Consider the following 26,913-nt stretch of genomic DNA (forward strand, 5'->3'; position numbering starts at 1 on the left):
CCGCAAGGAACAATGTGAGAACAGGCTGATTCTATTCATCCTGATACCCCCTGACGGCAGCATCGCCGGCAGGTGAAGCTCGAAAACGGTCTGTCAGATCGGCCCACTCAGCGTGTTGCACTCCGACAGCTTGCCGCTCTTGTAACCACGCGCCAGCCAGGTCTGCCGCTGCTGCGAGGTGCCGTGGTTGAAGCTTTCCGGCACAACATAGCCTTGCGTCTTCTTCTGCAGCGTGTCGTCGCCGATCTGCTTGGCGGCGTTCAGTGCGCTCTCGATGTCGCCCTGCTCCAATATGCCTTTCTGCCCGGTGTAATGCGCCCACACGCCGGCAAAGCAGTCGGCCTGAAGCTCGATTCGCACCGACATCTGGTTGGCTTCGACCTCGCCCATGCTTTGCCGCATCTGGTTGAACTTGGACATGATGCCGGTCAGGTTCTGCACGTGGTGGCCGACCTCATGCGCAATCACATAGGCGCGGGCGAATTCGCCCGAGGCGCCGAACTGCTGGTCGAGCTGCTGGAAGAAGGTCATGTCGAGATAGACCTTGTGGTCGCCGGGACAATAGAACGGTCCGGCCGCCGCGGAAGCGAAGCCGCAGGCCGAGCGGACCTGGCCGGAAAACAGCACCAGTTTCGGATCCTCGTAGGTTAGGCCCTGAGATTTGAAGATGCCGGACCAGGTGTCCTCGGTCTCGGCCAGCACGGTGGCCACGAACTGCTTCATCTCGTCATTGGCCGGTGTGGCACCGTTGTCCTGTCCGCTGTTGTCGGTGATCTGGCCGCCGCCGCCCGGCAGCAGGCCGCCGTCGCCGCCACCTAGGATCGTCGACGGATCGAAGCCGAAATACCATCCGGCCAGCACCACCAGGATGACGAGGAAGATGCTGCCGCCGCCACCGGTGCGGCCGCCGATCGGAATGCGGAACTGGCCACCGCCGCCGCCGAGTCCGCCACCGCCGCTGTCGCTGCGGTCGTCCTCGATATTGTCACTCTGACGACGGCCCTTCCAGAGCATGGCAACTCCTCGTGCAGCAACTTCCCCGTTGTTCCGGGGCAACAAACAATTATCCCAATGGTTGCGCCAAGTCACAGCATTTTTCGATGGCCTTTTTGGCCATACGGGTCGCCTTGCGGCCAAGCTCGTTGCGGCGAGCGGCTCGGCGTTGCAATCGTCCCCATGGCCGAGACTATCGAAGACCGTTAATGTCCGTTTCTCTGGGAAGCGAGGGGCGCTTGCGGACGATCGGCCAATTCCTGCTGTTGCTGACGGCATTGACTTGTTTCGGCATCGGGTCCGCCCGTGCCGCCACGCTCGATTCCAGCGTTGCCGTCACCGATCCCGCCACCTTGCAGGCGCTGGAGCGTGGTGGCCTGTCGATCAGCCGCCTGCTGGGCCCGGCACTCGGCCTCACCCGCGAGGTCGACAATCGCGGCCTGTTTTCGGTGCCGGCGCTGGCCACGGTGCGCGACACAGTCAAGCGGCAGATAGCCGACGAGCCGAAGACCAGCCCCGATCCCTATGTTGCTGCCATGGCGAAGTCGAAGGACACCAGCCAGAAATTCAATCCGAAATACATCGATGACGACGGCTCGACGCTGGACCTGACCGGCGTCGTCAACCGCATGGACCGCGGCTATCTCGGCCACACCGAATGCGGCGAAATCCGGCTGATCTACCGTTTCCACTATTCGGTCGCGGAAAAGCCTGTGAAGGGAAAGGCGGGCCAGCGCATTTCCTCGCGCCTGCCGCTGACCATGAGCCTGGTGTTCAACGCCAAACCCAGGCAGGCACAAGCGCGCGCCTCGAAGGACCTGCCAAGCGCCACTGACGTGTCCTGCGCCGATGTTGCCCAGCGCTGGCTGGCAGCTGGAAAAAAAGACCTGCCACCCGACCAGCTTGCCGCCTGGCTGCGCTCCGACGAAGGGCCGCTGTCAGGCACCATGCTGAATTCGTCGCAGATCATGCGGCTCGAACTCAACATGCAGGTGCTCAGGCTGTCGGCCTCGACGCGGCGCGATTTCGGCGGCCATGCCGAATATCTCCTGAAGATCTTCAAATGGGATCCGGCTGCGTCCAGCTTCTATGAAGCGAAGATGGAAAACCAGATCGACCGCGCCATTGTGCTGGCCGACAAGCCGTCCTTCGCCAAATGGCTGCTCACCGACCGCAACATCTACGACCTCGACCATGGCCGGCTGGTGATCGACGAAAAGTTCCTGGCCAGGAGCGCCGTCTCCGTCGCCCCCGGCGGTCTCAGCCGGTCGCAGAACAACATCGTCTACGGGCTGGTCGACGACGCGGACATCGACAAGGCGCTGAAGAACTATATCGCCAGGGGCAACACACTCTCGACCATCAAGTCGGTGGCCGGCTTCAACTTGCGGCTCAACGAGATGAGCTGCACCGGCTGCCATCAGACGCGTGGCATTGCCGGTTTCCACTACACCGGCGCAGATCCGGTGAGCGAGCCGCGCCGCAACGCCGTCTTCGTGCCGGGCTCGGCCGTGTTCTTCGCCGACCTGCCGCGCCGCCGCGCCATCGTCGAGCAGTTCGCCGCCGGCAGTCAGCTAGACTTTACGCGCAGCTTCGCCGCCCGTCCGGACGCCAGATATGCCGAGGCGCTGAAAGACACCGACCTCTACAATGGCTGGGGCTCGATCTGCTATCGCGGCGAGGATGCAAGTTTCAAGGACTGGAGCTGCGGTGCGGGCCTGCGCTGCGCCGGTGTCCACGAAAGCGCCTTCCATCCAGGCTTCGGCACCTGCGTCAGCGAAGCAGGCACGGTGGTCGGCGACCCCGTCGAGTTCGGCGAGATCAAGATGTCGAGCTGGGGCAGCGACCAGTATTGCCGCCTGTCGCCGGCCACCGCCAAGGCCTGCGCCATCGACTCCGCGAAGGACAAGAAGCCGCTGGTCAAACTCGCCGGCTATGGCGCCGCGCGCCAGCGCTACGACAATCCGCAGCAGAAGACCGGCGGCTTTCCCGGTGGCATGCTGCGCAAGGCAAGCTGCGACAAGCTTCCCGACGAAGCAACGTGCGGGCGTCTGGCCAAGACCGGCTTCAACGACTGCATCGCGTCGGGCAAGGACCACAAATTCTGCACGAAGGAATTTACCAAGACCGCCGGCCTACGAGCCTGCGACAAGGCGCATCCCTGCCGCGAGGACTACATCTGCACCGCAGGCTATGACGATCTGGCGGAAGCGAAAGCTGGCAAAGGCACCTGCATTCCGCCCTATTTCATCTTCCAGTTCCGCGTCGACGGCCACCCGCGCAGCTGGGTGCAGGACGTCCGCGAGTGAGGGAACGGTTTGTTGAAAGCGCCGCCACCACGTTCCGGCAGACGGCGTTCGCCCAGAACAGCTGACGTCAACCTGACAGACGTCTAATCTTCCTGCTTGGCGCCGGCGCTCTTGCCGTCGGAGCTCTTCGAACGTTCCTCGAAACGCGCCGCGCCCTTTTTCAGCGAATGGTGGGTTTCGGCCTCGGTTTTGCGCTCATCGCTTGCCGCCGCCTGTGTCAGTCCCTCGGCAGCCTGCTTGCCCTTTGCGGTCGGTGCCCGTTCAACGCCCATCGCTTCCTCCCTTGCCGCGACATCGCGCGGTGTCAGCAGCAACGTGCGTGGCGTACGGCGGTTCCGGCGGCTCAGGAAATCCAGCGGCGGGTTCGGCTCAACGCGTCGCCGTCATCGCCTTGCGAAACGCTTCCAGCGTCTCGACGCTGACATGGTGCTCGATGCCTTCGGCGTCGATGCGCGCCGTCTCGGCGCTGACACCGAGCGAGCGCAAAAAGGCTTCCACCGTCTGGTGGCGGATGCGGCTCTCCTCGGCGACCTTGCGGCCGGCATCGGTCAGGAAAACGCCGCGATAGGGCTTTCGCGACACCAGCCCGTCGGCGCACAGCCTGGTCAGCATCTTGGCCACCGTCGGCTGGGCGACGCCAAGGCGTGCGGCGATGTCGACCTGGCGCGCCTCGTTGCCGTCCTCGATCAGATCGGCGATCAGCTCAACATAATCCTCGACCAGCGCGCTGCGGCGCGCTTCGCGCTGCTGCCGGAATCCCTCCGAATGAATTTCGGCGTCGAGCAGCGGCTCACGCGGGACTGGTCTGTTCTTCGGCGCCAATACGCGCTCCTCCCGAGGCTATCACCCGTCCACGCTTTCATAGCACGGGCTCTGATTCTTCAGGCCGTTTATTTGCATTCCGCCACAGGTGCAACCAGCGCTTCCGATTGCCGTTTCACCCGATGACCGCCAGCCGCCTAAAAGCAACGACAATGAAATATAGCATATTGCATAATGTTGAGCCATGGCATAGCTTGAGGCAACATCGTCCAGTCTCGCGGAAAGCCCTCCTTCATGTCTGAAGCCGAAGCCACAGCCTCCCGTTCCTCATGGCGGTTCGCCAGGCCCGACGAGGACGAGCAGCCCAGCCTGCGCGAAGTCAATTCCTCCATCGCCGTGCCGAACTCGGGCGTCTGGTTCCGTCGCCTGTTCGCCTTCATGGGTCCCGGCTACATGGTCTCGGTCGGCTATATGGACCCGGGCAACTGGGCGACGGATCTCGCCGGCGGCGCGCAGTTCGGCTACACGCTGCTGTTCATCATCATGCTGTCCAACCTGATGGCGATCCTTTTGCAGGCGCTGGCGGCACGGCTCGGCATCGCCACCGGCCGCGACCTCGCCCAGGCCTGCCGCGCCTACTATCCCCGTCCAGTCAATTTCGTGCTGTGGATCGCCTGCGAACTGGCCATCATCGCCTGCGATCTGGCCGAAGTCATCGGCACGGCGATCGCGCTGCAACTTCTGTTCGGCATTCCGCTGATCGGCGGCGCCATGCTGACGGCGCTCGATGCCTTCCTCGTGCTGCTGTTGATGAACAAGGGCTTCCGCTATCTCGAAGCCTTCGTCATCGCGCTTTTGATCATCATCTTCAGCTGCTTCGTCATCCAGATCTTCGTCGCCGCCCCGCCGGCCGGCTCGATCCTGCATGCCATGTTCGTGCCGTCGTCGGAAATCGTCACCAATCCGGCGATGCTCTACATCGCCATCGGCATCATCGGCGCCACCGTCATGCCGCACAATCTCTATCTGCACTCCTCGATCGTGCAGACCCGTGCCTATGAGCGCACCGACAAGGGCAAGCGCGATGCCATCAAATGGGCAACGACGGACTCGACCATCGCCCTGATGCTGGCGCTGTTCGTCAACGCCTCGATCCTCATCGTGTCGGCGGTCGCCTTCCATAACACCGGCCATCAAGACGTTGCCGAGATCGGCCAAGCCTTCGAGCTGCTGTCGCCGCTGCTCGGCCTCGGCATCGCCTCGATCCTGTTCGCGGTGGCGCTGCTGGCTTCCGGCCTCAACTCCACGGTGACGGCGACGCTTGCTGGCCAGATCATCATGGAAGGCTTTCTGCGCCTGCGCATCCCCAACTGGGCACGCCGACTGCTGACGCGCGGCCTCGCCATCATCCCGGTGGTGGTCGTCACCGCGCTCTATGGCGAAAAGGGCACCGGCCAGTTGCTGGTATTCAGCCAGGTGATCCTGTCGATGCAGTTGCCCTTCGCGGTCGTCCCGCTGGTGCAGTTCGTCTCCGACAAGAAGAAGATGGGCAATCTCGCCATTCCGCGCGGCGTCGCCGCCCTTGCCTGGGTAGTCGCCGCAGTCATCCTGGGGCTCAACTTCAAGCTGCTCTACGACACCATGTTCGGGATCGGCTAAGCTCCGCCTCGCCGGGAAATCGACTACCCTCTGCGCAAAGGGTAGTTTCGCGACAAATCGGCAATCCGCGCTATGTTGTCCCGCAGCATGGCCCGGATCGAAGACATCAGGAAATTCTACGCGCGGCTGCTGGCCGCCAATGCCGGCTCGCCCGACCCACGCCTGGAAGCGGCTTTCGCCGAGGTGCCGCGCGAAGCGTTTCTCGGTCCCGGGCCGTGGACGGTCGTCGCCGGCAACGGCAAGGTCACGACGCCGAGCGCCGACCCGGCCCATGTCTACCAGAACGTGCTGGTGACGCTCGACGACGACAAGGGCATCAACAATGGCGAGCCCTTCCTGCATGCCATGTGGATCGGAAAGCTTGCGCCTAAACCTGGTGAGGCCGTCACTCATATCGGCGCCGGCACCGGCTACTACTCCGCCGTGCTGGCCAGGCTGGTTTTACCAGGTGGCACCGTCACCGGCTTCGAACTCGACGAAAAACTAGCCGATCTGGCGCGCAAAAATCTCGAAGCATATGGCAATGCAACGGTCGTCCATGGCGATGCGGTGACGACGCCCCTGCCGCCATCCGACATCATCTACGTCAATGCCGGGGTCGCAGCGCCACCAGCAGGGTGGCTGAAGGCGCTGCGGCCTGGCGGCCGCATGATCTTCCCCTGGCGCCCGGCCGAGCGCGTCCCACTGGCGGTGATGGTGATCCGCACGCAAAAAGGCTTCGCCTGCGATCCGTTCATGCGATCGTGGTTCATTCCCTGTGTCGGCGCCTCGCTCGCAGACTCAGCGTCGAGGCCCCCCACCCGCGAGCAGGCCGCGCGCAGCCGCTCGATCTGGCTGGTGCAGGATAAGGCGCCGGACGACACGGCCACCGCCATATCGGGCGATGTCTGGTTCTCGTCGGAAAATCTCGAAGCCGGACCTCGCAAATGACGGCGGTTTGCCAAAATTTCATATGTCCTGTCGGACCGGTGGCTCGTCGCCCGTCCTTGGGCTGAAGTCCGGCCACGACGGCGTGGACCGAAGAACGGGAGCATTGGAATGAGAAAGATCATCTCTGCGACATTCGTCAGCCTTGACGGCGTCATGCAGGCACCCGGCGGCCCGGAAGAGGATCCGGCCGGCGGCTTCAAGTTCGGCGGCTGGACCTTCCATTACGTTGACGAGGCGGGGGCCGCGGCGATGGATGAACTGTTCTCCAAGCCTTTCGCCCTGCTGCTCGGCCGCAGAACCTACGACATCTTCGCCGCCTACTGGCCGTATCAGAAAGATCCGATCGCGGATGCCTTCAACCCCGCGACCAAATATGTGGCGACGCATCGGCCTGACACCCTCACCTGGCAGAACACGCAAGCGCTCGGACCCGATATCATCGCGACGTTGCGCCGCCTCAAGCAGGAGGATGGGCCGGACCTGCTCATCCAGGGATCTGGCGATCTGATCCAGACTTTGCTCGCCAACGGGCTGATCGACGAAATTCGGCTGATGATCTTCCCGCTATTGCTGGGCAAGGGCAAGCGGCTGTTCGGCGACAGCGCGATGCCGGCCGCCTTCAAGCTCATCAAGTCGCAGGCAACCAGCACCGGCGTCATCATGGCGACCTACGAACGATCAGGCGAGATCAAGGTTGGGTCGTTTGTCACAGGGGAGCCGTCCGACGCCGAGCTCGAACGGCGCAAGAACTGGAAGTAGCAGGACGGCCTTTGCACCCTTTCCTCTCCCCCGATCGACGGGGTAGAGGAACCCAAGTTCTGAGAAGTCTCTCAAGCCGCCACCGGCCGTCGTGCCAGCCCATCGCGGATATGGCGTGCGAATTCCTGCGCCGCCGGCCCTACCCCATGCCTGGGCAGATGCAGAGTGATGGCAAAATTCGGCAGCGGCGGCAGGCCGGACTCCGCTGGCAATATGTCGAGATCCGCCGGCACGGTGGTGGCTAGCCAGGCGGTGACGGCGAGGTCGGAGCGCACCGTCGCCGTCGTCGCGTCGATGTTGCCGTTTTCGAACACGGTGCGCCACTCCAGCCCGTGCTCGCCGAGCGCCGCCAGCACCGCCGGGCGGAAGGCGCAGGTGTCGGCGACGATCGAAACCGGCAGCGGCCGCTTGGCGCGGGCAATGCCGCCCTTGGCACCGACCCAGACCAGCCGGTCGATGGCAAGGCACTCGCCCGCCGACGGGCCGACGCGTTCCTCGATCACCGCAAGGTCGATGGTCCCGGCCGCAAGGGCAGCAGCCAATTCCGGCGACGAGGCGCAGACCAGCGATATCTCGACCTGCGGATAGGTCTCGGCATAGGTCTTCAGCACCGGCGCCAGCAAGGTGCCGACAAGGTCGTAGGGCACGCCGAGCCGCACCTGGCCGGCTACCGATGTCCCAGCCATCTCGGCCCAGATCTCGTCATTCAAGGCCAGCAACCGCTTGCCCCTGCCGAACAGCTGTTCACCGGCGCGCGTCAGCCGCAAGCCACGCCGGTCGCGCCTAAACAGGCTCGAGCCAAACGCCTCCTCCAGCCGTTTGACCTGCTGGCTGACAGCACCTTGCGTCAGGTGCAGCGCATTGGCCGCGGCCGTCATGCTGGCCTTGTCGGCGACGGTGATGAAGGTGCGGATCAGCGCCATGTCGAGATTTCGGATCATGGCTGGCATTATCCATCCTAATGCTGATCATGGCAAACATTGCATTTACTGAAGTTCGCGAGCAGCTACGATCGCAGCCCTCTGACAGAGGACGCCGCGTGCTCGAGCCCATTCTCCCGCTCATCCTGTTTGCCATCGTCGCCACCACCACGCCCGGCATCGCCACGACCCTGTCAACGGCGTCTGGGGCGCAGTTCGGCTTTCGCCGTTCCGTGCCTTTGCTGGTCGGCAGCGCCGCCGGCCTCGCCACGGTGACGGGTGCCGCTGCCGCCGGGCTTGCCGGTCTGCTGCTTGCCATGCCTTCGCTGCAACTGGCCATGAAGGTCATCGGCTCGCTCTATCTCATCTGGCTGGCGATCAAGATCGGCCGCAGCGGACCGCCCAATCTGGATGTGACCATGGCCAGGCCGAACAGCTTTCTCGGCGGCGCCGGCATTCAATGGATGAACCCGAAAGGCTGGGCGATGGGACTGGGCGCCGCGGCTTCGTTCGCGGCATTGGCCAGCGGACCGGTGCAGCTCGCGCTGCTGCTCGGCGCCACCTTCGGCCTCGCGGCCGCCGCCTCGCTGTCGCTGTGGTGCGTGGCCGGAATGGTGCTGGCACGGCTGCTCAAGACCGAATGGCAATGGCGCGCGCTCAACATCGTGCTGGCACTGGTGCTGGCCGCTTCGATCATACCGATGTGGCGGACGGCTTAGAGGCAGGACCTGGGTCCTCTCCCCCGCTCTGGCGGGGGCGAGGAACCCAGGCCTTACCAGCTCAAGCCGCGTAGCGTGCCGCCGGCTTGTCGGCGTGCAGGCTGCCGTAGAAGGCCTGCCGGGCACCGAGGAAAATGTCCAGCTTGGCCGGCTCGGCGAGCGCCGGCACGGTGACGGCTTCACCCCTGGCAAGGCCGACAAGGGCCGCATCGACCATATCGTCGGCCGTCATGATGATTTCCTTCGGAAGCTGGTCGATATCGCTGCCGGCAAGCTCCCAGAAATCGGTCCGTGTCGCGCCCGGCAGCACCACCTGCACCTTCACCTCCGTACCCGCGACCTCGCGGTGCAGAGCCTCGGTGAAGTTGACGACATAGGCCTTGGTACCGCTGTAGATGCCGCCGAACGAGGTCTCATAGGCAAGCACCGAGGCGATGTTGACGACCGCACCTCGGTTGCGCGCCAAAAACCCCGGCAGCACGGCACGGGTCAGCCGCGTCAGGGCGATGACATTGACCTTGATCATGCGTTCGGCAGCGTCCGCATCGGCGGTTGCCACCACGGACTGGCCGCCAAGGCCGGCATTGTTGACCAGCAGCGTCACGCTGTCGTCGCTGGCGATCGCCTGCTCGACGCGGCGGACGTCGTCGTCGTTGGAGAGGTCGGCGCTGATCACGCTGACCTTGCGGCTATAGGTCTGGCGCAGCTTCCCGGCCAGTTCCTCCAGCCGGTCGGCGCGCCGCGCCACCAGCACCAGATCGTAGCCCTGCCCCGCCAGCCGGTCGGCATAGACCGCGCCGATGCCCGACGAAGCACCGGTGACGACCGCCGTGCCCTTGTTGCCCTGTCCACTCATTGTCCTGTTCCTTCTTCGACTGATCTGGTTCGCTTCGACTGATCCGGCGCCGTGGCATCTGCCGCGCTGCCGGAAAGCCGCTTGATTTGAATTAGTGGCATATGCCACTAATCGTGAAGTAGGCATATGCCACTATCTTGTCAATGATACGGACGAGGATTATTTGAGGGTAGCAGCCGGGCCTCATTCGCCGGCGCCAAGGACCATCATGTCAAAGGACAGCTTGCCCGGCCTCACGCTCTGCAACAACGCCGCGCTGCGCCGTGCGGCGCGCAAGCTCGGCAAGTTTTATGATGATGTGGTGGAGCCGTCAGGCCTCAAGGCGACGCAGCAGGGCCTGCTCTACCAGATCCATATCGGCGCCGAGCCGGCGATGGGGGCTATCGCCACGTCGCTGATCATGGACCTGTCGGCGCTCGGCCATACGCTGAAACCACTGATCCGCGACGGCTATGTCGAGACTTTCGCCGATCCGGAGGACCGCCGCGTCAAGCGTGTGCGGCTGACGCCGCAAGGGTTGGCCAAGCTCGAGGCAGCGATGAAGCTGTGGCAAATCGCCCAGCAGCGTTTCGAGGATGTCGTCGGCAGGGACAAGGCTGAAAAGCTGCGCGGGGCGCTGGATGACATCGCCGCGCTGGATTTTGATCTGCCCCCGGCCAGCTGAGCCGGCCGACGGCTTTCAAAGAGATTACTCGGCAGGCATCGCCACGGGCCGAGCCGCCCAGCGGCCGGCCACCACGATGCCAAGCCCGACGATCGGGAAGATCGCGGCGACCATGCCGAGATCGGCCGGCGCGCCGTAGCGCAGCACGGCGCCACCGACCACGGCGCCCAGCGCCACGCCGAGATAGAGCGCCGAGGCATTGAGCGACAGCACGATCGGGGCGGCGTCGGGCGCCAGCTTGATGATGCGGCTGGCCTGCGCCGGCGGGAAGGCCCAGCCGACGATGCCCCACGGCACCATCATCGCCATCAGCGCCGGTCCGGCAATATGCGGCGGCAGAAAGGTCGGGATGACCGATAGCAGGACCAGCATGCCGGCACTCAGCGCCAGCGACCAGCCGACGGTGCGGGTCGCGCCGAACCGGTCGGCGGCCTGGCCGCCGCCAATGTTGCCGATGACGGCACCGACGCCGAAGGCGAGCAGCATACCGGGCAGCGCGATCTGGCTGAGACCGCCGCCCTCGATGGCAAGCGGCGCGACATAGGCAAAGACGGTGAAGGCGCCGATCAGCGCCAGCACTGTCGTCAACAGGATCGGCATCACGCCGGGACGCAGCGCTGCCGCCAGCCTACGCTTCAAGGGCAACCTGGTGCCAACGATGCCCCGCGGCAGCCGGTACCACAGGATCGCGCCCGCAAGCGCGCCAAGGCCGGCGATGGCAAAAAAGGTGCCGCGCCAGCCGGCAACGGTGGCGACGAGCGCGCCCAGTGGCGCACCCAGGGCAACGGCCACCGTAGTGCCGCCAACGACGACGGCGATTGCACGCGCCCGGTGATGGTCATCGACCAGCGCCACCGCGGTGCCTTGCGCGGTTGCGGCGAACAGGCCCGACGACAGCGCCATGACGATGCGCGCGATCAGCAGCAGTTCGAAGGAGGAACTCAAGGCAGCGGCGATGTTGCCGAGCACGAAGAACACCAGCGTCCACAGGATGACGCGGCGCCGGTCCCATTCGCCTGTCAGCGTCGCCAGGATCGGCGTGCCGATCGCATAGGCGAGCGCAAAGGCGGTGATCAGCGTGCCGGCCAGCGGAATGGAGATGCCGGCATCCGCCGCGATGTCGGGCAGAAGGCTGGAGATGACGAAGCCTTCGGTCGAGATCGTAAACGATCCGAGCGCTAGCCAGAAAAGGCGCTTGTCCATGGCGGGATGTCCTTAGTTCAAAAGTTATTGAACAATTGGACATAATAGGGCATCATGTCAATGAAGCCAGGGAAAAATAGCTGAACCTTCCTGACAGCCCTGTGTCAGCACAGGTCGGCGCGAGACGGAGAAAGGCCGCGTGCGGGCCAACAATGATGGATGCGTTGAAATCGGACCCGACTGTGCTTAGTTTCGAGCCATGACCTTGCCACACCCCAATACGGACCAGATCAGCCTGCCGATCGTGCTTGGCGTGCTCGGCGATCCGACCCGGCTCGCCATCGTGCGCTATCTCGCCAGCAAGCAAGGCGTGCCGCTGAACTGCAGCCAGTTCCTGGATTTCGGCTCGAAGACCAATCTGAGCTACCACCTCGCCAAACTGCGCGAGGCCGGCGTCACCCGTGCCGAGGTGGTCGGCACCAACCGCATGATCACACTGCGCCGCGCCGATCTCGACGCCCGCTTCCCCGGCCTGCTCGACAGCGTCATCGCCGCCGCCGGCGACGATCCGGCAGTGCCGGCGGTCGGCGGCCACGACATCGAAATCCACGCCTGAACGCCGAAGAATTTGGGTTCCTCGCCTTACGGACGTGGGAAAAGGAAAAGCGGCGTCACACAGGAGCCTCCCGAAAATGCGCATCGCCGTCCTCGCCGATATCCACGGCAATGTGCTGGCGCTCGACGCCGTGCTTGACGATCTGAAGCGGCGCGGCGGCGCCGACCTGACCGTCAACCTGGGTGACAGCGTTTCCGGCCCGCTCTGGCCGCGCGAGACGTTTGCGCGGTTGGAGGCGCTGAACCTGCCGACAGTGCGCGGCAACCACGACCGCCGTGTCGCCGCCGACCCCGCTGATGACACCATGTGGCCCTCCGACGCCTATGCGCAGGAGCGGCTGACCGAGACGCAGCGCCAGATGCTTTTCGCCCAGCCGCTGACGCTGGAGATCGCACCCGGAATCATCGCTTTCCACGCCCGTCCCGACCATGACGAGAAATATCTCGCCGATACCATCGTCAATGGCCAGCTGGTGCGTGCGCCGCTGACGGCGATCCGGCGGCGGCTGAAGGCGCTCGACCCGGCTTGCCGCATCGCGCTGTGCGGCCACAGCCACCGCGCGGAACTGATCCGCGTCCCCGATGGTCCCGTCATTTTCAACCCGGGCAGCATCGGCTGCCCCGCCTATGACGATTCCACACCGCCGGCGCATGTCTCCGAGCAGGGCTCGCCGCATGCGCGCTACGGCATCGTCACCTTGGGCAGCAACGGCCAGTCCGACCGCTTCGAGGCCATCGCCGTCGACTACGACCACGAGGCGGCCGCCAGGCAAGCCGAACAGGCGGGCCGGCCGGAATGGGCTCACGCGCTCAGAACAGGGTTCATGCCCCTGCCCGGCTGAACGCTCTTGCGTTCATGCCCGGCTGAACGCTCTTGCGTTCATGCCCGGCTGAGTAGGCTCACGGCCTGGCGGGCCGGGTTGGGACTGGCGGAACGGCGAGCCGAATTTTCGGGCTTACATGGCGCCGCGTCGTCCCTTATAAAACCGGCCGGGCTTGCGGCGGGCTCGATCCGCCGCGGCATGATGTCAGCGCACGGCCAAACGATGAGGCGCACAGTTACGCTCCGAACAACCCTGCATGCGCTGATTGCTGCTCCGCTGTTGATGACGGCGTGGCCGGTGATTGCCCCCGCTATGGCTGAAGAGATGGCCCAAGAGGCGCCGGACCTCGTCATCTCCGTCGTCACCGGCCTGGCGCCGGACGACCTTCTCAAGGTCCGCACCACCGCATCGCCGGTCGCCACGGTCGAGGCGCGGCTGAGCAGCGGCGACATGGTCACCAATCTCGGCTGCAACGACATCAACGGCTACAAATGGTGCAAGATCGAGAGCACGGGCAAGGAGAAGCTGAGCGGCTGGGCGCCGGCGCGCTATCTCATTCCCCTCAATCCGGCCCCCTATGTCGAAGGCGAGACAAGACCGGCCGATGCGCCGGTGGTTGCCTCCACCGGCAGCGCCAGTGAGGCCGGGCAGGCCTCGGCGCCGGATCAATCGCAGGCCACCAATAGCGCGCCGGTCGCACCGCCCGACCTGACAGCGCGGCTTGGCGGCGCCGGTCCGGCTGCCGAAAGCACGCCAAAATCGGCCGCCGAAATCGGCCGCGCCGCGATGCAGGATGCGTATGTACTGGCGCTGGCGGCGCCTGACGTCCCGCTTGATTCCTTTCCGACGCCGGCTTCTGGCCCCGAGATTCCCTGCGCCCGCTATGTCGGCCAGCCAATGGAGCGCTGCAAGGTCAGCGTGGTGCACACCGCCGACAAGGCGAACATCACTGTGACCTGGCCCGACGGCGGCACGCGCATCATCTCCTTCCGTGCCGGCCAGCCGGCCGGTTCCGACGCGGACGGCAATTTCCGCTTCACTCGGGAGGGCAGCCTCAACATGATACGCATCGGCGAGGCCGAGCGGTTTGAGATTACGGATCAGCTGGCGCTGGGGAATTAGAATTTAGGGGAGTAAGGGAGTAGGGGAATAAGGGAGTATGTTTGGAATTCCCTCGAACCCACCCTATTCCCCTATTCCCCTATTCCCCTATTCCCCTACTCCCCTACTCCCCTACTCCCCTACTCCCCTACTCCCCTACTCCCCTACTCCCCTACTCCCCTACCTCGCATTTTCGGGGTTACATCAGTCAGAACTCTTCCCTATAAGGCCCTCCTAGCCTGATACCAGAATCGCGAGCACAACCGGCCGGGTCTTCCCGTCCCGGTTTTTTGTGCAAGCCGCCCGCCGAACGGACCTTTGACATGCCAAGACGCACTGACATCAAGTCGATCCTGATCATCGGGGCCGGCCCCATCGTCATCGGCCAGGCCTGCGAGTTCGACTATTCCGGCACCCAGGCCTGCAAGGCGCTGAAGGAGGAAGGCTTCCGCGTCATCCTGGTCAATTCCAACCCGGCCACCATCATGACCGATCCGGAACTGGCCGACGCCACCTATATCGAGCCGATCACGCCTGAAGTGGTCGCCAAGATCATCGCCAAGGAGCGGCCCGACGCGCTGCTGCCGACCATGGGCGGCCAGACCGCGCTCAACACCGCTCTGTCGCTGCGCCGCATGGGTGTGCTCGAGCGCTACAATGTCGAGATGATCGGCGCCGACGCCACGGCCATCGACAAGGCCGAGGACCGCGCGCTGTTTCGCGAGGCGATGAAGAAGATCGGCCTGGAAACGCCGAAGTCGATGCTGGCCAACGCCACCGACGTCAAGAACACGGACCGCAAGACGCATGAGGCCGAGCGCGCCGCCGTCAAGGCCGAGGCCCCGGCCGATCTCGACGCCGCGCTCGACGCGCTGGAAACCCGCTGGAACCTCGGCGAAGGCGACCGCAAGCAGCGCTACATCAGCCATGGCATGGCGATCGCCGCCCAGGCGCTCGACCATGTCGGCCTGCCCGCCATCATCCGCCCGTCCTTCACCATGGGCGGCACCGGCGGCGGCATCGCCTACAACCGCGCCGAATTCTACGAGATCGTCCAGTCCGGCCTCGACGCCTCGCCGACCACCGAAGTGCTGATCGAGGAGAGCGTGCTCGGCTGGAAGGAGTATGAGATGGAGGTCGTCCGCGACAAGGCGGACAATTGCATCATCGTCTGCTCGATCGAGAACATCGATCCGATGGGCGTGCACACGGGCGACTCGATCACCGTCGCTCCGGCCCTGACCTTGACCGACAAAGAATACCAGATGATGCGCAACGCCTCGATCGCGGTGCTGCGCGAGATCGGCGTCGAGACCGGCGGCTCCAACGTGCAGTTCGCCGTCAACCCGGCCGACGGCCGCCTGGTGGTCATCGAGATGAACCCGCGCGTCTCGCGCTCGTCCGCTCTGGCCTCCAAGGCGACCGGTTTCCCGATCGCCAAGATCGCGGCAAAACTCGCCGTCGGTTACACGCTGGACGAGTTGGAGAACGACATCACCGGCGGCGCCACGCCCGCCTCCTTCGAGCCGTCGATCGATTACGTCGTCACCAAGATCCCGCGCTTTGCCTTCGAGAAATTCCCCGGCGCCGAGCCGGTGCTGACCACCGCCATGAAGTCGGTCGGCGAAGTCATGGCCATCGGCCGCACTTTTCAGGAATCGCTGCAGAAAGCCTTGCGCGGACTGGAAACCGGCCTGACGGGTCTCGACGAGATCGAGATCCCCGGCCTCGGTTATGGTGCGGCCAACCATGCCGACGACCGCAACGCCATCCGCGCCGCGCTGGGCACGCCGACGCCGGACCGGCTGCGCATGGTGGCCCAGGCGATCCGCATGGGCACTTCGCTGGAAGACGTGCACGCCATGTGCAAGATCGACCCGTGGTTCCTCGAACAGATCGCAGGCATCGTCGCCATGGAAGCCCGCATCCGCGAGCACGGCATTCCCGAGGATGCCGTCAACCTGCGCATGCTGAAGGCCATGGGTTTTTCGGACGCCCGCCTCGCGTCATTGACGAAAACAGACGTCGAAGTGATTGCGAAGATTCGCGAAAAGCTCGACGTTCATCCGGTTTATAAACGCATCGACACCTGCGCGGCCGAGTTCGCCTCGCCCACTGCCTACATGTATTCGACCTATGAAGTGCCGTTTGCCGGCGCGCTCGCAAACGAGGCGCAGGTCTCGTCGCGCAAGAAGGTCGTCATCCTCGGCGGCGGCCCCAACCGCATCGGCCAGGGCATCGAGTTCGACTATTGCTGCTGCCACGCCGCCTTTGCGCTGCGCGACGCAGGCTATGAAGCGATCATGATCAACTGCAACCCGGAGACGGTCTCGACCGACTACGACACCTCCGACCGGCTCTATTTCGAGCCGCTGACGGCGGAGGACGTGCTGGAGATCCTGCGCGCCGAGCAGGCATCGGGCGAACTGGTCGGCGTCATCGTCCAGTTCGGCGGCCAGACGCCGCTGAAGCTCGCGGACGCGCTGGAGAAGGCCGGCATCCCGATCCTCGGTACCTCGCCCGACATGATCGATCTGGCCGAAGACCGCGACCGCTTCCAGAAGCTCTTGCACAAGCTCGGCCTCAGCCAGCCGAAGAACGGCATCGCCTATTCGGTCGAGCAGGCCCGCCTGGTCGCCGGCGAGCTCGGTTTCCCGCTGGTGGTGCGCCCGTCCTATGTGCTGGGCGGCCGCGCCATGCAGATCATCCATGACGAGGGCATGCTGCAGACCTATCTGCTCGACACGGTGCCCGGCCTGGTGCCGGAGGACATCAAGCAGAAATACCCCAACGACAAGACCGGCCAGATCAACACGCTGCTGGGCAAGAACCCGCTGCTGTTCGACACCTATCTCAGTGGCGCGATCGAGGTCGATGTCGACTGCCTCTGCGACGGCAAGTCGACCTTCGTCTCCGGCATATTGGAGCACATTGAGGAGGCCGGCATCCATTCGGGCGACAGCGCCTGCTCGCTGCCGGTGCACTCGCTGCCATCCGAGCTTGTGGATGAACTGGAACGCCAAACGGCGGCCCTTGCCCGCGCGCTCAATGTCGGCGGCCTGATGAACGTGCAGTATGCGATCAAGGACGGCACGGTCTATGTGCTGGAGGTCAACCCGCGGGCGTCGCGCACCGTGCCCTTCGTCGCCAAGACCATCGGCCGTCCCATAGCCAAGATCGCCGCCCGCATCATGGCCGGCGAGAAGCTGGAAGACGCCTTCGCCCATTACGGCGCCATGCCCGACCCGCGCAATCCCGGCCACATCGCGGTCAAGGAAGCCGTGTTCCCCTTCGCCCGCTTCCCCGGCGTCGACATCCTGCTCGGCCCGGAAATGCGCTCGACCGGCGAGGTCATGGGCCTCGACCGCGATTTTGCGCTGGCCTTCGCCAAGAGCCAGCTCGGCGCCGGCGTCGACCTGCCACGCTCCGGCACGCTGTTCGTCTCGGTGCGCGACGAGGACAAGAAGGGCATATTGCCGGCGGTGAAGCGCCTCGCCGGCCTCGGCTTCAAGGTGCTGGCCACCTCCGGCACGGCCCGCTTCCTCGCCGAAAACGGCGTCGACGCCCAGAAGATCAACAAGGTGCTGGAAGGCCGCCCCCACATCGAAGACGCGATCCGCAACCGCCAGGTGCAGATCGTCTTCAACACGACGGACGGCCAGAAGGCGGTGTCGGACTCGAAGTCGCTGCGGCGAGCGACGCTGATGCAGAAAGTGCCGTATTATACGACGCTATCGGGCGCGGCTGCTGTGGCCGAAGCGATCGCGGCGCTGAAGGCGGGGAGCCTGGAGGTACGGCCGCTGCAGGAGTATTTTGCTTAGGCGATTAGCTGATCTCCCTCCTTGTGGGGGAGATGGCCGGCAGGCCAGAGGGGGGCGCTGTCCCGCCGCGGGTGCGTGCTGCGGCATCCCTTGAGCCCTAGACTCCATAATTTTGCTTTAATTGTAAACAGAAGCGGCAGTCAACTCGAGACATCGACAACAACTGCTTTCGCAACTTTGTTCTTCGCTCTCTCCAGCTTGTTTATTGCTTTGCGCATCCTGGCTACGGCTTCTTTCGCCTTGTCGCCTTCAACCGTCACGCTTGATCACCTCATTTTCGATGAGCAGCGATAGGTTCTCATTGCCGACCTTTATGTCTGGAAAGAGCTTGCGGATTTCCCTGCGCACCACCGAAATTACCGCCTCGGAACGGATGATCGCGGAAACGGTAAACTTGTTGAATAGTTGAGCCTGTTGGTGAAAGGCGTCCATCGCATCAGTCGTCAGCCCTTCCTTGGCGAACAGGAAGAGACATTGCAGATGATCCTCGTTCTTGGGACTCAAGTCGGCAAAGACGATGCGGCAAACTTCTTCGTGGCTGATCTGATTTGCTACATAAATACGAACCAGCCGCCACTCCACCGCGTTGGTCAGGATCACCCAATGAATGCCTTGATGAGCCCCATAGTCGATAACTTGGCGTAGATGATTGTCGGCAAGTCCACTGCCTGCTGATTTCACTTCGACGAGCAGCCGCAGTTTTCCACCAATCTTTATCGCAAGATCGCAGTATGTGGATTTGATCTGATGTTCAGACGTGAGCTCATCATATTTGTCGTAACCAAAAACATCTGCCAGAATGTCCTTGATCAAGGTAACCGTGTCGGCTTCCGCCACGTCGGACTTTTGCTGTGCCAGGGTAATCCGCTGATATTTCTTGAGATTCGATGCAATTCGTTCGACGAATTTCTTCGGCAGTTTGTTCAATGACTCACCCTCCCTGTCCCCGAAGAGAGTTGAGAGCGAGTTTACTTGAAAGACAAGCAAAAACTTATGTTAGGCCCCACCGGCCCTTCGCAGGCTCAGGGCGTTCGAAGCTCGAAAAGCCAAGCAATTGGCTTTTCGTCCGCTGCGCGGACCGCCTCTCACCCTCACGCCACAGCCACACACTCAATCTCGATATCAAACTCCATCGGCCAGGACGCCACCGGCACAAAACTCCGCGCCGGCGGGTTCGTCGAAAAATACTTCGCATAAACCCGGTTGATGGCGTTGTAGAAGCCGGAATTGACGGCGTAGATGCGCACCATCACGACATTGTCCAGCGAGGTGCCGGCCGCTTCCAGGCAGTGTTTCAGCGCCTTCAGCGACGCCTCGGTCTGCGTTTCGATGTCGCCGCGCACCATCTCGCCGGTCACCATGTCCACCGGCGGCGTCGCCGAGATGAACACGAAGCCGTTGGCCCTCACCGCTGTCGAGCAGGGAAGGCCGAGCGCCCGCACCTTGTCCGACATGACCGGCACTTCGATGATTTCTTTCTTCATGGTGGTTCTCCCTGAGTATGCAGCAGGCTGCCGCGTTAGCGCTAATGAAGAGCCCCCTAACCTTCCCCCCAAGGGCAGGGCTATCGCATGTGGATTCTTGCGAAGAAGGACCCCCACCCTAACCCTCCCCACAAGGGGGAGGGAACGCTGCCGCGGGCCTTTAAATTCCTCCTTGGCGCCGAAAGACAGACGATTTGCCTAGGTCAGCGCCAACGGAAGTCTCCCTCCCCCTTGTGGGGAGGGGTTAGGGGTGGGGGTCCTCTTCGCAAAAAAACTGTAGGTGACAACCCAGGTGCTTCAGGGAGCTTATCCCTGCACTGGCGGAACACCAGTGCAGGCGCTCGCTCTAATCAGAGAAAACCGATGAACCGTCCGGCGAAAAGCACGGAAATCCACAGCAGAATCGAGAGCACGGCCAGGACGGTCCCACCTGCCGGCTCGCCGCGGCCTGTTGCGCGGGAGAAGCGCATGAAGGCGAGGAAGTTGACGCCGGCGAGAAGGATGAGTGCCATCTTGACGAGGAAAACCGGCATCGCCGCATAGGTGCTCGCCTTCACTGAAAACAGCAGCGAGCCTGTGACGAGCGCGCCCGCGAACGCCGCCAACGCAATGTGGCGCAGCAGCCCGACGAACGCCGCTTGCGGCAGCGAACGGAAAGCACCGCATATCCTGAGGTCCATGAGAACGACGCTGGTCAGCAGCGCGCCGATCGACATGATGTGGAGCGCATTGACCACGGGGTAGGCGACGAAGGAGCCCTTCAGCCACCGCGCCAACGCAAGGTGCTCGATGCCGGTGAAAAACTCCGTCATCTAGGCGGGCGGCACACGGTCGGGATAGACATCATACGTCTTCCCATTGACGATGAGGCGCACCGCTTTCATGCGCTTTTCGCTCGCCTCGACCGAGCGATTGCCGATCGCAGTCACCTCGTCGCCGACCTTGGCCACCTGCTCGGTGAAGCCGGCGGCGATGGTGCGGGAGGGCGGCGCCATCTCCACCCGCCAGGCCTCGCCCTCTGCATCGACATCCAGCGTGGCGTGCGGATTACCGATATAGATGGCCGTGATCTTGCCCCTGAGTTCGAAAAACCCGTCCTGCGTCCACGACCAGCCATGATGGGCATAGGCCGCGGTGCCGGCGGCAAGGATCACGGCCGCCGTCAGCAAGACGCCGCGAATTCCGTTGAACTGCATCGCTCGTCTCCTCGGTTCATCCCGCAGGGATTGAAGAGTAGGACGCGGCACGGCAAGGTCAAATCACATCAGGCGAAGCCGCCAGGCGCCGCTCGATCACCGGCGACCTTGCCTTGCTAATGACATCCATGCGCGCCACTCTCTCCTTCCTGGCCGTTCTTCCCCTGGGCTGAAGACCGGACTCACATCCAAACGAGGCAAACCATGAGCAGCATGAGAGACCGTCAGGAAGGCTTCGAAAAGAAGTTCGCGATGGACGAGGAAACGAAGTTCAGGGCCATGGCGCGCCGCAACAAGCTGCTCGGCCTGTGGGCCGCCGAACAGCTCGGCAAATCCGGTGCGGATGCCGACGGCTATGCGAAGGAGGTCGTGCACGCGGACTTCGAAGAGGCCGGCGACAACGATGTGTTCCGCAAGGTCCGCGCGGATTTCGACGCGGCAGGCATCGCCCAGTCGGATGCCCAGATACGCACCGCCATGGAAGACCTGCTGGTGACCGCGGTCGAGCAGATCAGGTCGACCTGAGCAGCGCTCAGCCTTGATCGGTATAGGGCGTGCCGTCCTTGAGGCACAGGGCCACATTGTGGTGTTGGTTTGCCAAGCGGGCTGGCTTCCATGGTAGCGCTCTACGGCGCCCCCCTCTGTCCTGCCGGACATCTCCCCCTCAAGGGGGGAGATTGGCAGCTTTGGCGCCGGCCTTCATCTTGCAACGTTGAAAATTGGCGAAAACAGTGACGACGGCCAATCTCCCCACCTGTGGGGGTTGAGGAGTGGTCCGCGAAGCGGATGGAAAGCCAATTGCTTGGCTTTCCAAATAACGAACGTCCGGCAGGACAGAGGGGGGCACCATAGAGCGCCCACCTTGAACCGCCCCTCACCCCTGATGCGCGGCCGCCAGTTCCTTCACGTGTTTCTCGTGCATCTGCAGCGTTGGCAGCGTTTTCTTGGCGAATTCCTTCATCGCAGGGTCGTCGCCGGATTGCGCATAGCCGCTGAACAGCGCGACGGCTTCCTTGTGCGCGTTGGTCTGCATCTCGATGTATTTGGCCTGGAACTGATCGCCGCTGGCGCTCTTCAACTCATCGAGCATCTTCTGCTCCTTGGGCTGCAGGGCCGGACCGGACGGCGCTGTGGCCGAGGTTGTCTGGCCTTGGGCAAGCGCCGCCTTGAATTCCTCGCCGGCCTTGGTGTGATCGGCGATCATCTGTTTGGCGAACGCCTTGACGTCGGCGTCGGTCGCCTTCTGCTCGGCGAGCTTGCTGGACTCGATCTCGAACTCATTGGCGCTCGGCACCGTCTTGATGAAGGTCGAAGTGTCGACCTTCGTCGTCGTCGTGGCGAGCGGCGTGGTCGTGGCGGTCGTGTTCGACTGGGCAAAGGCCGGCGCGCCGGCAAGCAATGCTGCTGCGGTCAAAATGGTAAGCGTTTTCATGGCATGTCTCCGGTTGGAATTGTCCCTCGGACAAACCAACGTCGCTTGGGCACTCCGGTTGCAGCTCATGAGGAAGAAGCCTGCGCATGTCGCCTCAATCGCCCCACCGTATCCGTACCGGGCTCGAACGCTCGCCGATGCCCTCGTTCGAGCCAGCCATGGGACTCATGTTCCGAAAACTGAAACGCGGCGGCTGACCAGAGCTGCCTTTCAGTGGCAACACGCCTCGCCATATTGCAACTGCTCGTTCCAGTTCGGGCGGCCTTCAGGCGTGAAATCCATCAGGTTCCACAGCGTTTCGCAGGTGCCAAGGCCGCGTGGGTCCTGGCCCGGCTCCGTCGGTGCGAAATCCAGTTCCGAGCTCCAGAAATGGCGTATGCCGTCGCCGTCGCGGTGGAACACCGACAGCAGCGGGATCTGTGAGCCGTCGGCCGCCTCCGCATTGTAGTCGCGCTTGAAGCTGTTGGAAGCCGAAGACACCAGCCGCATGTTGCGCCAGCCCCGGTCGCGGCCGAGCGTGACCAGGTTTTCGAGCGCGGTCTTGCCCACCACCGCGAAATTGAAGCCAGCGGCCTGGAGATGCCCGACGGCGCCGTCGAACTGATCGAGCAATGCCGTGCAGGACGGACATGGCTGGTCCGGTCGGGCAAGCTTCGCCGTGCCGCCGCTGGTCGCCACATCGCGCTTCTCCTGCGGGTGGCGCGGGAACATCATGTTGTAAAGGATGAGCGAGTCCTTGCCCGGCGCGAACAGCTCCGACAGTCTTGTCTTTGCGGGCTTACCCTGGGCATCCAGTGCGTCGAATTCATAGTCCTGGCGGATCAGCCCGCCCGGCGGCAGCGCGCGCCGGGCCTCGGCGACCTCTTCCATGACGCGGCGCAGCTCGATTTCCTTGCGCAGCAGTTTTTCGCGCGCGGTGCGGTATTTCGCGGATTCGTTGGGAAAGGTGATCATGATCGGCTCCTTCAAGTCGCGGCGCCGGCGTCCCGGCGCGGTTGCTCTGCGACCCAAGGACGTTTGGCGGCGATCGGTCCCGACATTTATTGCGTATGGTGAGATGTCGTAATACCTGTTCGGGCAGCGTGATCCGGGGAACAATATGCACGACGACGAGATCGATCTGCGCTGCCCGCAAGTGGTGGCCGACAATGCCGCCAAGGGCCTCAGGCTGCGCGGAGAATTCGGCCGCGGCGGCACCGAGATCGGCGTCGCCCGCGCCACCGAGCTGAAGAACCGGGAAAAGCTCGCGCCCTCCACCATCCGCCGCATGGTCAGCTATTTCGCCCGCCACGAGATCGACAAGCGCGGCAGGAACTACGGCAATGAGCAAAACCCTTCGGCCGGTTACATTGCCTGGCTGCTGTGGGGCGGCGACGAAGGCCGCGCCTGGGCGCTGGAGCTCAAGAAGAAGATCGGCAACGCACCGGACATCTGAGCGTTTCGCCCCCTCACCCCTTGACCCCGCCGGCGGTGAGGCCCGAGACGATCTTGCGCTGGAAGATCAGCACCAGCACCACCAGCGGCACCGTGACGATCACCGAGGCCGCCATGATGTTGCCCCAAGGGATCTCGAACTGCGAGTTGCCGGAGAGCAGCGCGATCGCTACCGGCACGGTCCGCTGTGCGTTGTTGGAGGTGAAGGTCAGGGCAAACAAGAACTCGTTCCACGCGCCGATGAAAGCCAGCAGGCCGGTGGTCGCCAGCGCCGGCCACATCAGCGGCAGGAAGACCCGCGTGATGATGATCCACGGCGTCGCGCCGTCTAGGATCGCCGCCTCCTCGACCTCGACCGGCAGGTCGCGGACGAAGGTGGTGAGCACCCAGACGGTGAACGGCAAGGTGAAGATCATGTAGGAGAAGATCAGCGCGAACAGCGAATTGTAGAGGCCGAACAGGCGGACCAGTTCGAACAGCCCAGCCAGCAGCGCCACCTGCGGGAACATCGACACCGACAGGATGATGAACAGCAGGGCCGAGCGACCGCGAAAGCGAATGCGCGCCAGCGCATAGGCTGATGTGACGCCGAGCAACAGCGAAAGCGCAACCACCGCGCCGGAGACGAACAGCGAGTTCAGCAAGTTGCGCACGAAGCTGCCCTCGGTCAGCACATTCCGGTAGTTGGCAAGGCTGATCGTTGTCGGCCACAGATCGGCCCGAAACAGATCGGTCCCCGATTTCAGGCTGGTGACGATGGCGTAGTAGAACGGGAACACCGCGACGAAGACGATGACCGCGACCAGCAGGTAAAAGGCCGTGCGCTTCACGATCCACATGTCAGCGGCCTCCGTCCAGGCTTATCCGGCCGATGCGGATGGTGACGATGGTGAGCAGAGCGAGGATCAGGAAAAGCAAGGTCGAGGCGGCAGAGCCATAGGCGAACTTGTCGAACTCGAACAGGTTTTCGCGGGCGAACACCGACATCGACTTGGTGTGCACATTGTTGGGCGTCAGCACATAGATCAGGTCGAAGATGCGCAGCGCATCGAGCGCGCGGAAGATCACGGCCACCATCAGCGCGGGGCGGATGAGCGGCAAGGTCACCCGCCAGAAGATCTGCCAGGGGTTGGCGCCGTCGAGCCTGGCGACCTCGATGATCTCCCTCGGCAGCATCTGCAGCGCGGCCAGGATGAGCAGCGTCATGAATGGTGTCGCCTTCCAGATATCGACGATGAGGACCGCCGCCATCGCCGTGTCGGCGTTGGCCGTCCAGGCGATCTTGGCGCTGATCAGGCCGAGGTTGAGCAACACGACATTGATGATGCCGAACTGGTCGTTGAGCATCCATTGCCACATCTTCGCCGAGACGATCGTCGGGATCGCCCAGGGGATCAGGATCGCTGCCCTGACGATGCCGCGGCCGGCGAATTCCGCGTTGAGAACCAGGGCAACGATGGTGCCGAGGATGGTCTCGCAGGTCACCGAAATCACTGTGAAACGAACCGTGTTCCAGACGGCACGCCACCAGACCGGATCGACGAGCAACCCGTCATAGAGGGTCCTGCCGCTCGGCATGCTGAACACCGAGAAATAATTGGCGAAGCCGACCCATTGGCGCACATCGAGATCGGCCAGCGAGGCATCGGTGAAGCTGAAATAGACCGTGCGGGCAAGCGGCCAGCCGGCCGCCGCGGCGAGCACCAGCAGCATTGGCGCCAGGAAAAGCCACGCCGAGCGAACGCGCTGCGCCGTCAACTGCGAGTGCGCGGCCCTGGCTGTTTCCGGTTCCGTCCCTGTCATCTCGCTCCGCTCGTTGCGGTCCCGCCGGGTGGCTGTCCCAGTATCGTCACCAGCCTCGGCCCTTCAACTTGGTCAGCATCGCTTCGAGATCGGCCAGATTGTCGGCGGCAGTGCCGTCGCCCGAGAGCGTGTTGTGCACGGCGTTCCAGAACTGGCTCGACGCCTCGTTGTATTTGATCCTGGTCGCGGCCGAGGGGCGCGGCACCGCATCGAGAAAGATCTGCTTCCAGCGCGGAACGATCGGCTGTTGCCTGGCGATGTCGGCATCGTCATACAGCGCCTGGATGGTCGGCAGGTTGGACGTCTTCAGCGTGCGGTATTTCTGCATCGCGGGCGAGGCGATGAACTTGATCAGCTCGATCGCGGCATCCGGATGCTTCGAATATTTGGAGACGGCGAGATTCCAGCCGCCCAGGGTCGCGACCGGTCGGGCGCCCTCGCCCGTGCCGGCCGGCAGCGGCGCCACGTCGAATTTGCCCTTGATCGGCGAGCCCTCGCCGTTGCCGAGCGCGTAGGCATAGGGCCAGTTGCGCATGAACACCGCATTGCCTGTCTGCCAGACACCGCGCGATTCCTCTTCCTGGTAGGCGAGCACGCCGGGTGGCGCGATGGTCCCGACCCAGCCCTTGACCATGTCGAGCACCGCCGCCGCTTGGCTGTTGTTGACGGAGATGGTGCCGTCCGGCTCGATGATCCGGCCGCCGCCATTCGACATCACCCATTCGAGCGCGTCGCAGGTCAGCCCCTCATAGGCATTGCCCTGAAAGACGAAGCCCCAGATATCCCGATTGCCAGCCGCACGCTCCTTGTCCATGACCAGCTTGGCGGTGTCGGCCAGTTCCTTCCAGGTGGCCGGCACCTTGGCGCCATATTTGTCGAGGAGATCCTTGCGGTAGTAGAGCGCCGGCGCATCGGTAAAGATCGGCAAGGCGACGAGCTTGCCGTTGACGGTCTGCGACTGGATGATCGACGGGAAATGCTCGGCCACGACGTCCTTGGTCGCCGCGGTCAGATCCACGAGCTGGCTGGCGAGCTGCGGCGCCCAGATCACATCCGTCTGGTAGACGTCGATGTCGCTGTTTCCGGCGGCAAGCCAAAGCCGGTACTGGCCGAACTGGTCGGTCCCGGACGCCGGCATGACGACGATGCCGACCTTGTTGCCGCTGTCTTTCTCGTAACGGTCGAGGATCTCGCGCAGCACCTTGATGCCATCGCCGGTATCGCCCGACACGATCGACAGATCGACGGCCCATGCTGGCGTGCCGGCGAGCATGGCAGCGATGCCGACCGCAAGGAATGCGTGAGAAAACGTCATGGTGGTGGATGTCCCTCCGCAGCCGGTGACGGAAAATCCTCCCACGCGCCGGCAGCTTGTCAGGCCCTCACCTCCCATTAAATGCGAAGCGGCGCTTTTGGGTTCCCAAATCATGCCGTTCCTGCTTGGGCGACATGCATCAGGGTGTGTTGAGATTCAGGTCAGGCAACTATG

Annotated in this window: 27 protein-coding genes; 12 read left to right on the forward strand and 15 right to left on the reverse strand. The window is 63.6% G+C overall.

From position 1 onward, the window contains the following. Nucleotides 1-93: 93 nt before the first annotated feature. Complete coding sequence (ypfJ, locus tag NKI21_RS06195) at nt 94-1,014, reverse strand: KPN_02809 family neutral zinc metallopeptidase (RefSeq protein WP_023809690.1); 921 nt, start codon at nt 1,012-1,014, stop codon at nt 94-96. Between the two features lie 188 nt (nt 1,015-1,202). Here ypfJ and NKI21_RS06200 point away from each other — a divergent pair, with 188 nt between their 5' ends. Beyond that, entirely contained in the window at nt 1,203-3,302 is a 2,100-nt protein-coding gene (locus tag NKI21_RS06200; RefSeq protein ID WP_031212682.1) for a hypothetical protein, read from the forward strand. A gap of 83 nt (nt 3,303-3,385) precedes the next feature. On the opposite strand, the gene NKI21_RS06205 is transcribed toward NKI21_RS06200, so the two are convergent. Next, the gene (locus tag NKI21_RS06205; protein ID WP_023809692.1) at nt 3,386-3,574 is read right to left on the reverse strand and encodes a hypothetical protein; all 189 of its coding nucleotides are present in this window, start codon (nt 3,572-3,574) and stop codon (nt 3,386-3,388) included. Between the two features lie 97 nt (nt 3,575-3,671). Then, nucleotides 3,672-4,124: a manganese-binding transcriptional regulator MntR gene (gene mntR, locus NKI21_RS06210; protein WP_023809693.1), complete on the reverse strand. Its 453-nt coding sequence runs from the start codon at nt 4,122-4,124 to the stop codon at nt 3,672-3,674. 234 nt (nt 4,125-4,358) lie between these two features. Here mntR and NKI21_RS06215 point away from each other — a divergent pair, with 234 nt between their 5' ends. The 3 genes from NKI21_RS06215 (at nt 4,359) to NKI21_RS06225 (ending at nt 7,412) form a co-directional block, all read left to right on the forward strand. Continuing rightward, nucleotides 4,359-5,723, forward strand: a complete 1,365-nt coding sequence (locus NKI21_RS06215; protein WP_352864954.1) for an Nramp family divalent metal transporter — start codon at nt 4,359-4,361, stop codon at nt 5,721-5,723. An 87-nt stretch (nt 5,724-5,810) separates the two neighbouring features. Further along, nucleotides 5,811-6,653 carry a protein-L-isoaspartate O-methyltransferase family protein gene (locus tag NKI21_RS06220; protein ID WP_352864957.1) on the forward strand — a complete coding sequence of 281 codons (843 nt, stop codon included), beginning with the start codon at nt 5,811-5,813 and terminating at the stop codon, nt 6,651-6,653. Nucleotides 6,654-6,761: 108 nt separating this feature from the next. After that, nucleotides 6,762-7,412: a dihydrofolate reductase family protein gene (locus NKI21_RS06225; RefSeq protein ID WP_352775848.1), complete on the forward strand. Its 651-nt coding sequence runs from the start codon at nt 6,762-6,764 to the stop codon at nt 7,410-7,412. Nucleotides 7,413-7,483: 71 nt separating this feature from the next. Here the strand turns inward: NKI21_RS06225 and NKI21_RS06230 are convergent, their stop codons facing one another. Next, complete coding sequence (locus NKI21_RS06230) at nt 7,484-8,353, reverse strand: LysR substrate-binding domain-containing protein (RefSeq protein ID WP_352865120.1); 870 nt, start codon at nt 8,351-8,353, stop codon at nt 7,484-7,486. 98 nt (nt 8,354-8,451) lie between these two features. Here NKI21_RS06230 and NKI21_RS06235 point away from each other — a divergent pair, with 98 nt between their 5' ends. Continuing rightward, the gene (locus tag NKI21_RS06235) at nt 8,452-9,051 is read left to right on the forward strand and encodes a LysE family translocator (RefSeq protein WP_352440437.1); all 600 of its coding nucleotides are present in this window, start codon (nt 8,452-8,454) and stop codon (nt 9,049-9,051) included. A gap of 61 nt (nt 9,052-9,112) precedes the next feature. On the opposite strand, the gene NKI21_RS06240 is transcribed toward NKI21_RS06235, so the two are convergent. Further along, the gene (locus NKI21_RS06240) at nt 9,113-9,907 is read right to left on the reverse strand and encodes an SDR family NAD(P)-dependent oxidoreductase (RefSeq protein WP_128305500.1); all 795 of its coding nucleotides are present in this window, start codon (nt 9,905-9,907) and stop codon (nt 9,113-9,115) included. A gap of 208 nt (nt 9,908-10,115) precedes the next feature. On the opposite strand from NKI21_RS06240, the gene NKI21_RS06245 reads away from it, so the two are divergent. Beyond that, nucleotides 10,116-10,571, forward strand: a complete 456-nt coding sequence (locus NKI21_RS06245) for a MarR family winged helix-turn-helix transcriptional regulator (protein WP_352752100.1) — start codon at nt 10,116-10,118, stop codon at nt 10,569-10,571. Nucleotides 10,572-10,595: 24 nt separating this feature from the next. Here the strand turns inward: NKI21_RS06245 and NKI21_RS06250 are convergent, their stop codons facing one another. Continuing rightward, complete coding sequence (locus tag NKI21_RS06250) at nt 10,596-11,774, reverse strand: MFS transporter (RefSeq protein WP_023809702.1); 1,179 nt, start codon at nt 11,772-11,774, stop codon at nt 10,596-10,598. A gap of 199 nt (nt 11,775-11,973) precedes the next feature. Between NKI21_RS06250 and NKI21_RS06255 the strand changes: the two genes are divergently transcribed. From NKI21_RS06255 to carB, 4 genes are all read left to right on the forward strand, one after another. Next, a complete protein-coding gene (locus NKI21_RS06255; protein ID WP_352440434.1) occupies nt 11,974-12,330 on the forward strand; it encodes an ArsR/SmtB family transcription factor in 357 nt (118 codons plus the stop codon). Nucleotides 12,331-12,406: 76 nt separating this feature from the next. After that, nucleotides 12,407-13,171, forward strand: coding sequence for a metallophosphoesterase family protein (locus NKI21_RS06260; RefSeq protein WP_352440433.1), 765 nt, complete (start codon nt 12,407-12,409; stop codon nt 13,169-13,171). A 204-nt stretch (nt 13,172-13,375) separates the two neighbouring features. Then, entirely contained in the window at nt 13,376-14,275 is a 900-nt protein-coding gene (locus tag NKI21_RS06265; protein WP_352864962.1) for an SH3 domain-containing protein, read from the forward strand. 302 nt (nt 14,276-14,577) lie between these two features. Then, nucleotides 14,578-18,075, forward strand: a complete 3,498-nt coding sequence (gene carB / locus NKI21_RS06270; protein ID WP_352864964.1) for a carbamoyl-phosphate synthase large subunit — start codon at nt 14,578-14,580, stop codon at nt 18,073-18,075. 249 nt (nt 18,076-18,324) lie between these two features. Here carB and NKI21_RS06275 read toward each other — a convergent pair whose 3' ends face one another. The 4 genes from NKI21_RS06275 to NKI21_RS06290 all read right to left on the reverse strand — a co-directional run bounded on the left by NKI21_RS06275 (nt 18,325) and on the right by NKI21_RS06290 (nt 20,755). Next, complete coding sequence (locus NKI21_RS06275; RefSeq protein ID WP_352864966.1) at nt 18,325-19,002, reverse strand: hypothetical protein; 678 nt, start codon at nt 19,000-19,002, stop codon at nt 18,325-18,327. 164 nt (nt 19,003-19,166) lie between these two features. Beyond that, nucleotides 19,167-19,559 (reverse strand): RidA family protein, encoded by a 393-nt coding sequence (locus tag NKI21_RS06280; protein ID WP_128303830.1) that lies wholly within the window; start codon nt 19,557-19,559, stop codon nt 19,167-19,169. Between the two features lie 350 nt (nt 19,560-19,909). After that, the gene (locus NKI21_RS06285; protein WP_352864968.1) at nt 19,910-20,371 is read right to left on the reverse strand and encodes a DUF6644 family protein; all 462 of its coding nucleotides are present in this window, start codon (nt 20,369-20,371) and stop codon (nt 19,910-19,912) included. Further along, a complete protein-coding gene (locus NKI21_RS06290; RefSeq protein WP_352610394.1) occupies nt 20,372-20,755 on the reverse strand; it encodes a DUF6152 family protein in 384 nt (127 codons plus the stop codon). It lies immediately after the preceding gene. A gap of 204 nt (nt 20,756-20,959) precedes the next feature. Here NKI21_RS06290 and NKI21_RS06295 point away from each other — a divergent pair, with 204 nt between their 5' ends. Further along, nucleotides 20,960-21,280 (forward strand): DUF1476 domain-containing protein, encoded by a 321-nt coding sequence (locus NKI21_RS06295; RefSeq protein WP_352610396.1) that lies wholly within the window; start codon nt 20,960-20,962, stop codon nt 21,278-21,280. A gap of 349 nt (nt 21,281-21,629) precedes the next feature. Here the strand turns inward: NKI21_RS06295 and NKI21_RS06300 are convergent, their stop codons facing one another. Both NKI21_RS06300 and NKI21_RS06305 read right to left on the reverse strand, forming a co-directional pair. Next, nucleotides 21,630-22,187: a DUF4142 domain-containing protein gene (locus NKI21_RS06300; RefSeq protein ID WP_352795983.1), complete on the reverse strand. Its 558-nt coding sequence runs from the start codon at nt 22,185-22,187 to the stop codon at nt 21,630-21,632. A gap of 210 nt (nt 22,188-22,397) precedes the next feature. Beyond that, complete coding sequence (locus NKI21_RS06305; RefSeq protein WP_352795985.1) at nt 22,398-23,141, reverse strand: DUF899 family protein; 744 nt, start codon at nt 23,139-23,141, stop codon at nt 22,398-22,400. A gap of 145 nt (nt 23,142-23,286) precedes the next feature. On the opposite strand from NKI21_RS06305, the gene NKI21_RS06310 reads away from it, so the two are divergent. After that, nucleotides 23,287-23,622 carry a hypothetical protein gene (locus tag NKI21_RS06310; RefSeq protein WP_023809714.1) on the forward strand — a complete coding sequence of 112 codons (336 nt, stop codon included), beginning with the start codon at nt 23,287-23,289 and terminating at the stop codon, nt 23,620-23,622. A 13-nt stretch (nt 23,623-23,635) separates the two neighbouring features. Here NKI21_RS06310 and NKI21_RS06315 read toward each other — a convergent pair whose 3' ends face one another. The 3 genes from NKI21_RS06315 to NKI21_RS06325 are packed head-to-tail and all read right to left on the reverse strand — an operon-like array spanning nt 23,636 to nt 26,739. Then, nucleotides 23,636-24,460: a carbohydrate ABC transporter permease gene (locus tag NKI21_RS06315; protein WP_128303824.1), complete on the reverse strand. Its 825-nt coding sequence runs from the start codon at nt 24,458-24,460 to the stop codon at nt 23,636-23,638. Nucleotide 24,461: 1 nt separating this feature from the next. Then, complete coding sequence (locus NKI21_RS06320; RefSeq protein ID WP_352864971.1) at nt 24,462-25,424, reverse strand: carbohydrate ABC transporter permease; 963 nt, start codon at nt 25,422-25,424, stop codon at nt 24,462-24,464. 46 nt (nt 25,425-25,470) lie between these two features. Then, complete coding sequence (locus NKI21_RS06325) at nt 25,471-26,739, reverse strand: ABC transporter substrate-binding protein (protein WP_352864973.1); 1,269 nt, start codon at nt 26,737-26,739, stop codon at nt 25,471-25,473. Between the last annotated feature and the right edge of the window lie 174 nt (nt 26,740-26,913).

Source organism: Mesorhizobium sp. M0715, assembly GCF_040320355.1.
Classification (GTDB): Bacteria; Pseudomonadota; Alphaproteobacteria; order Rhizobiales; family Rhizobiaceae; genus Mesorhizobium.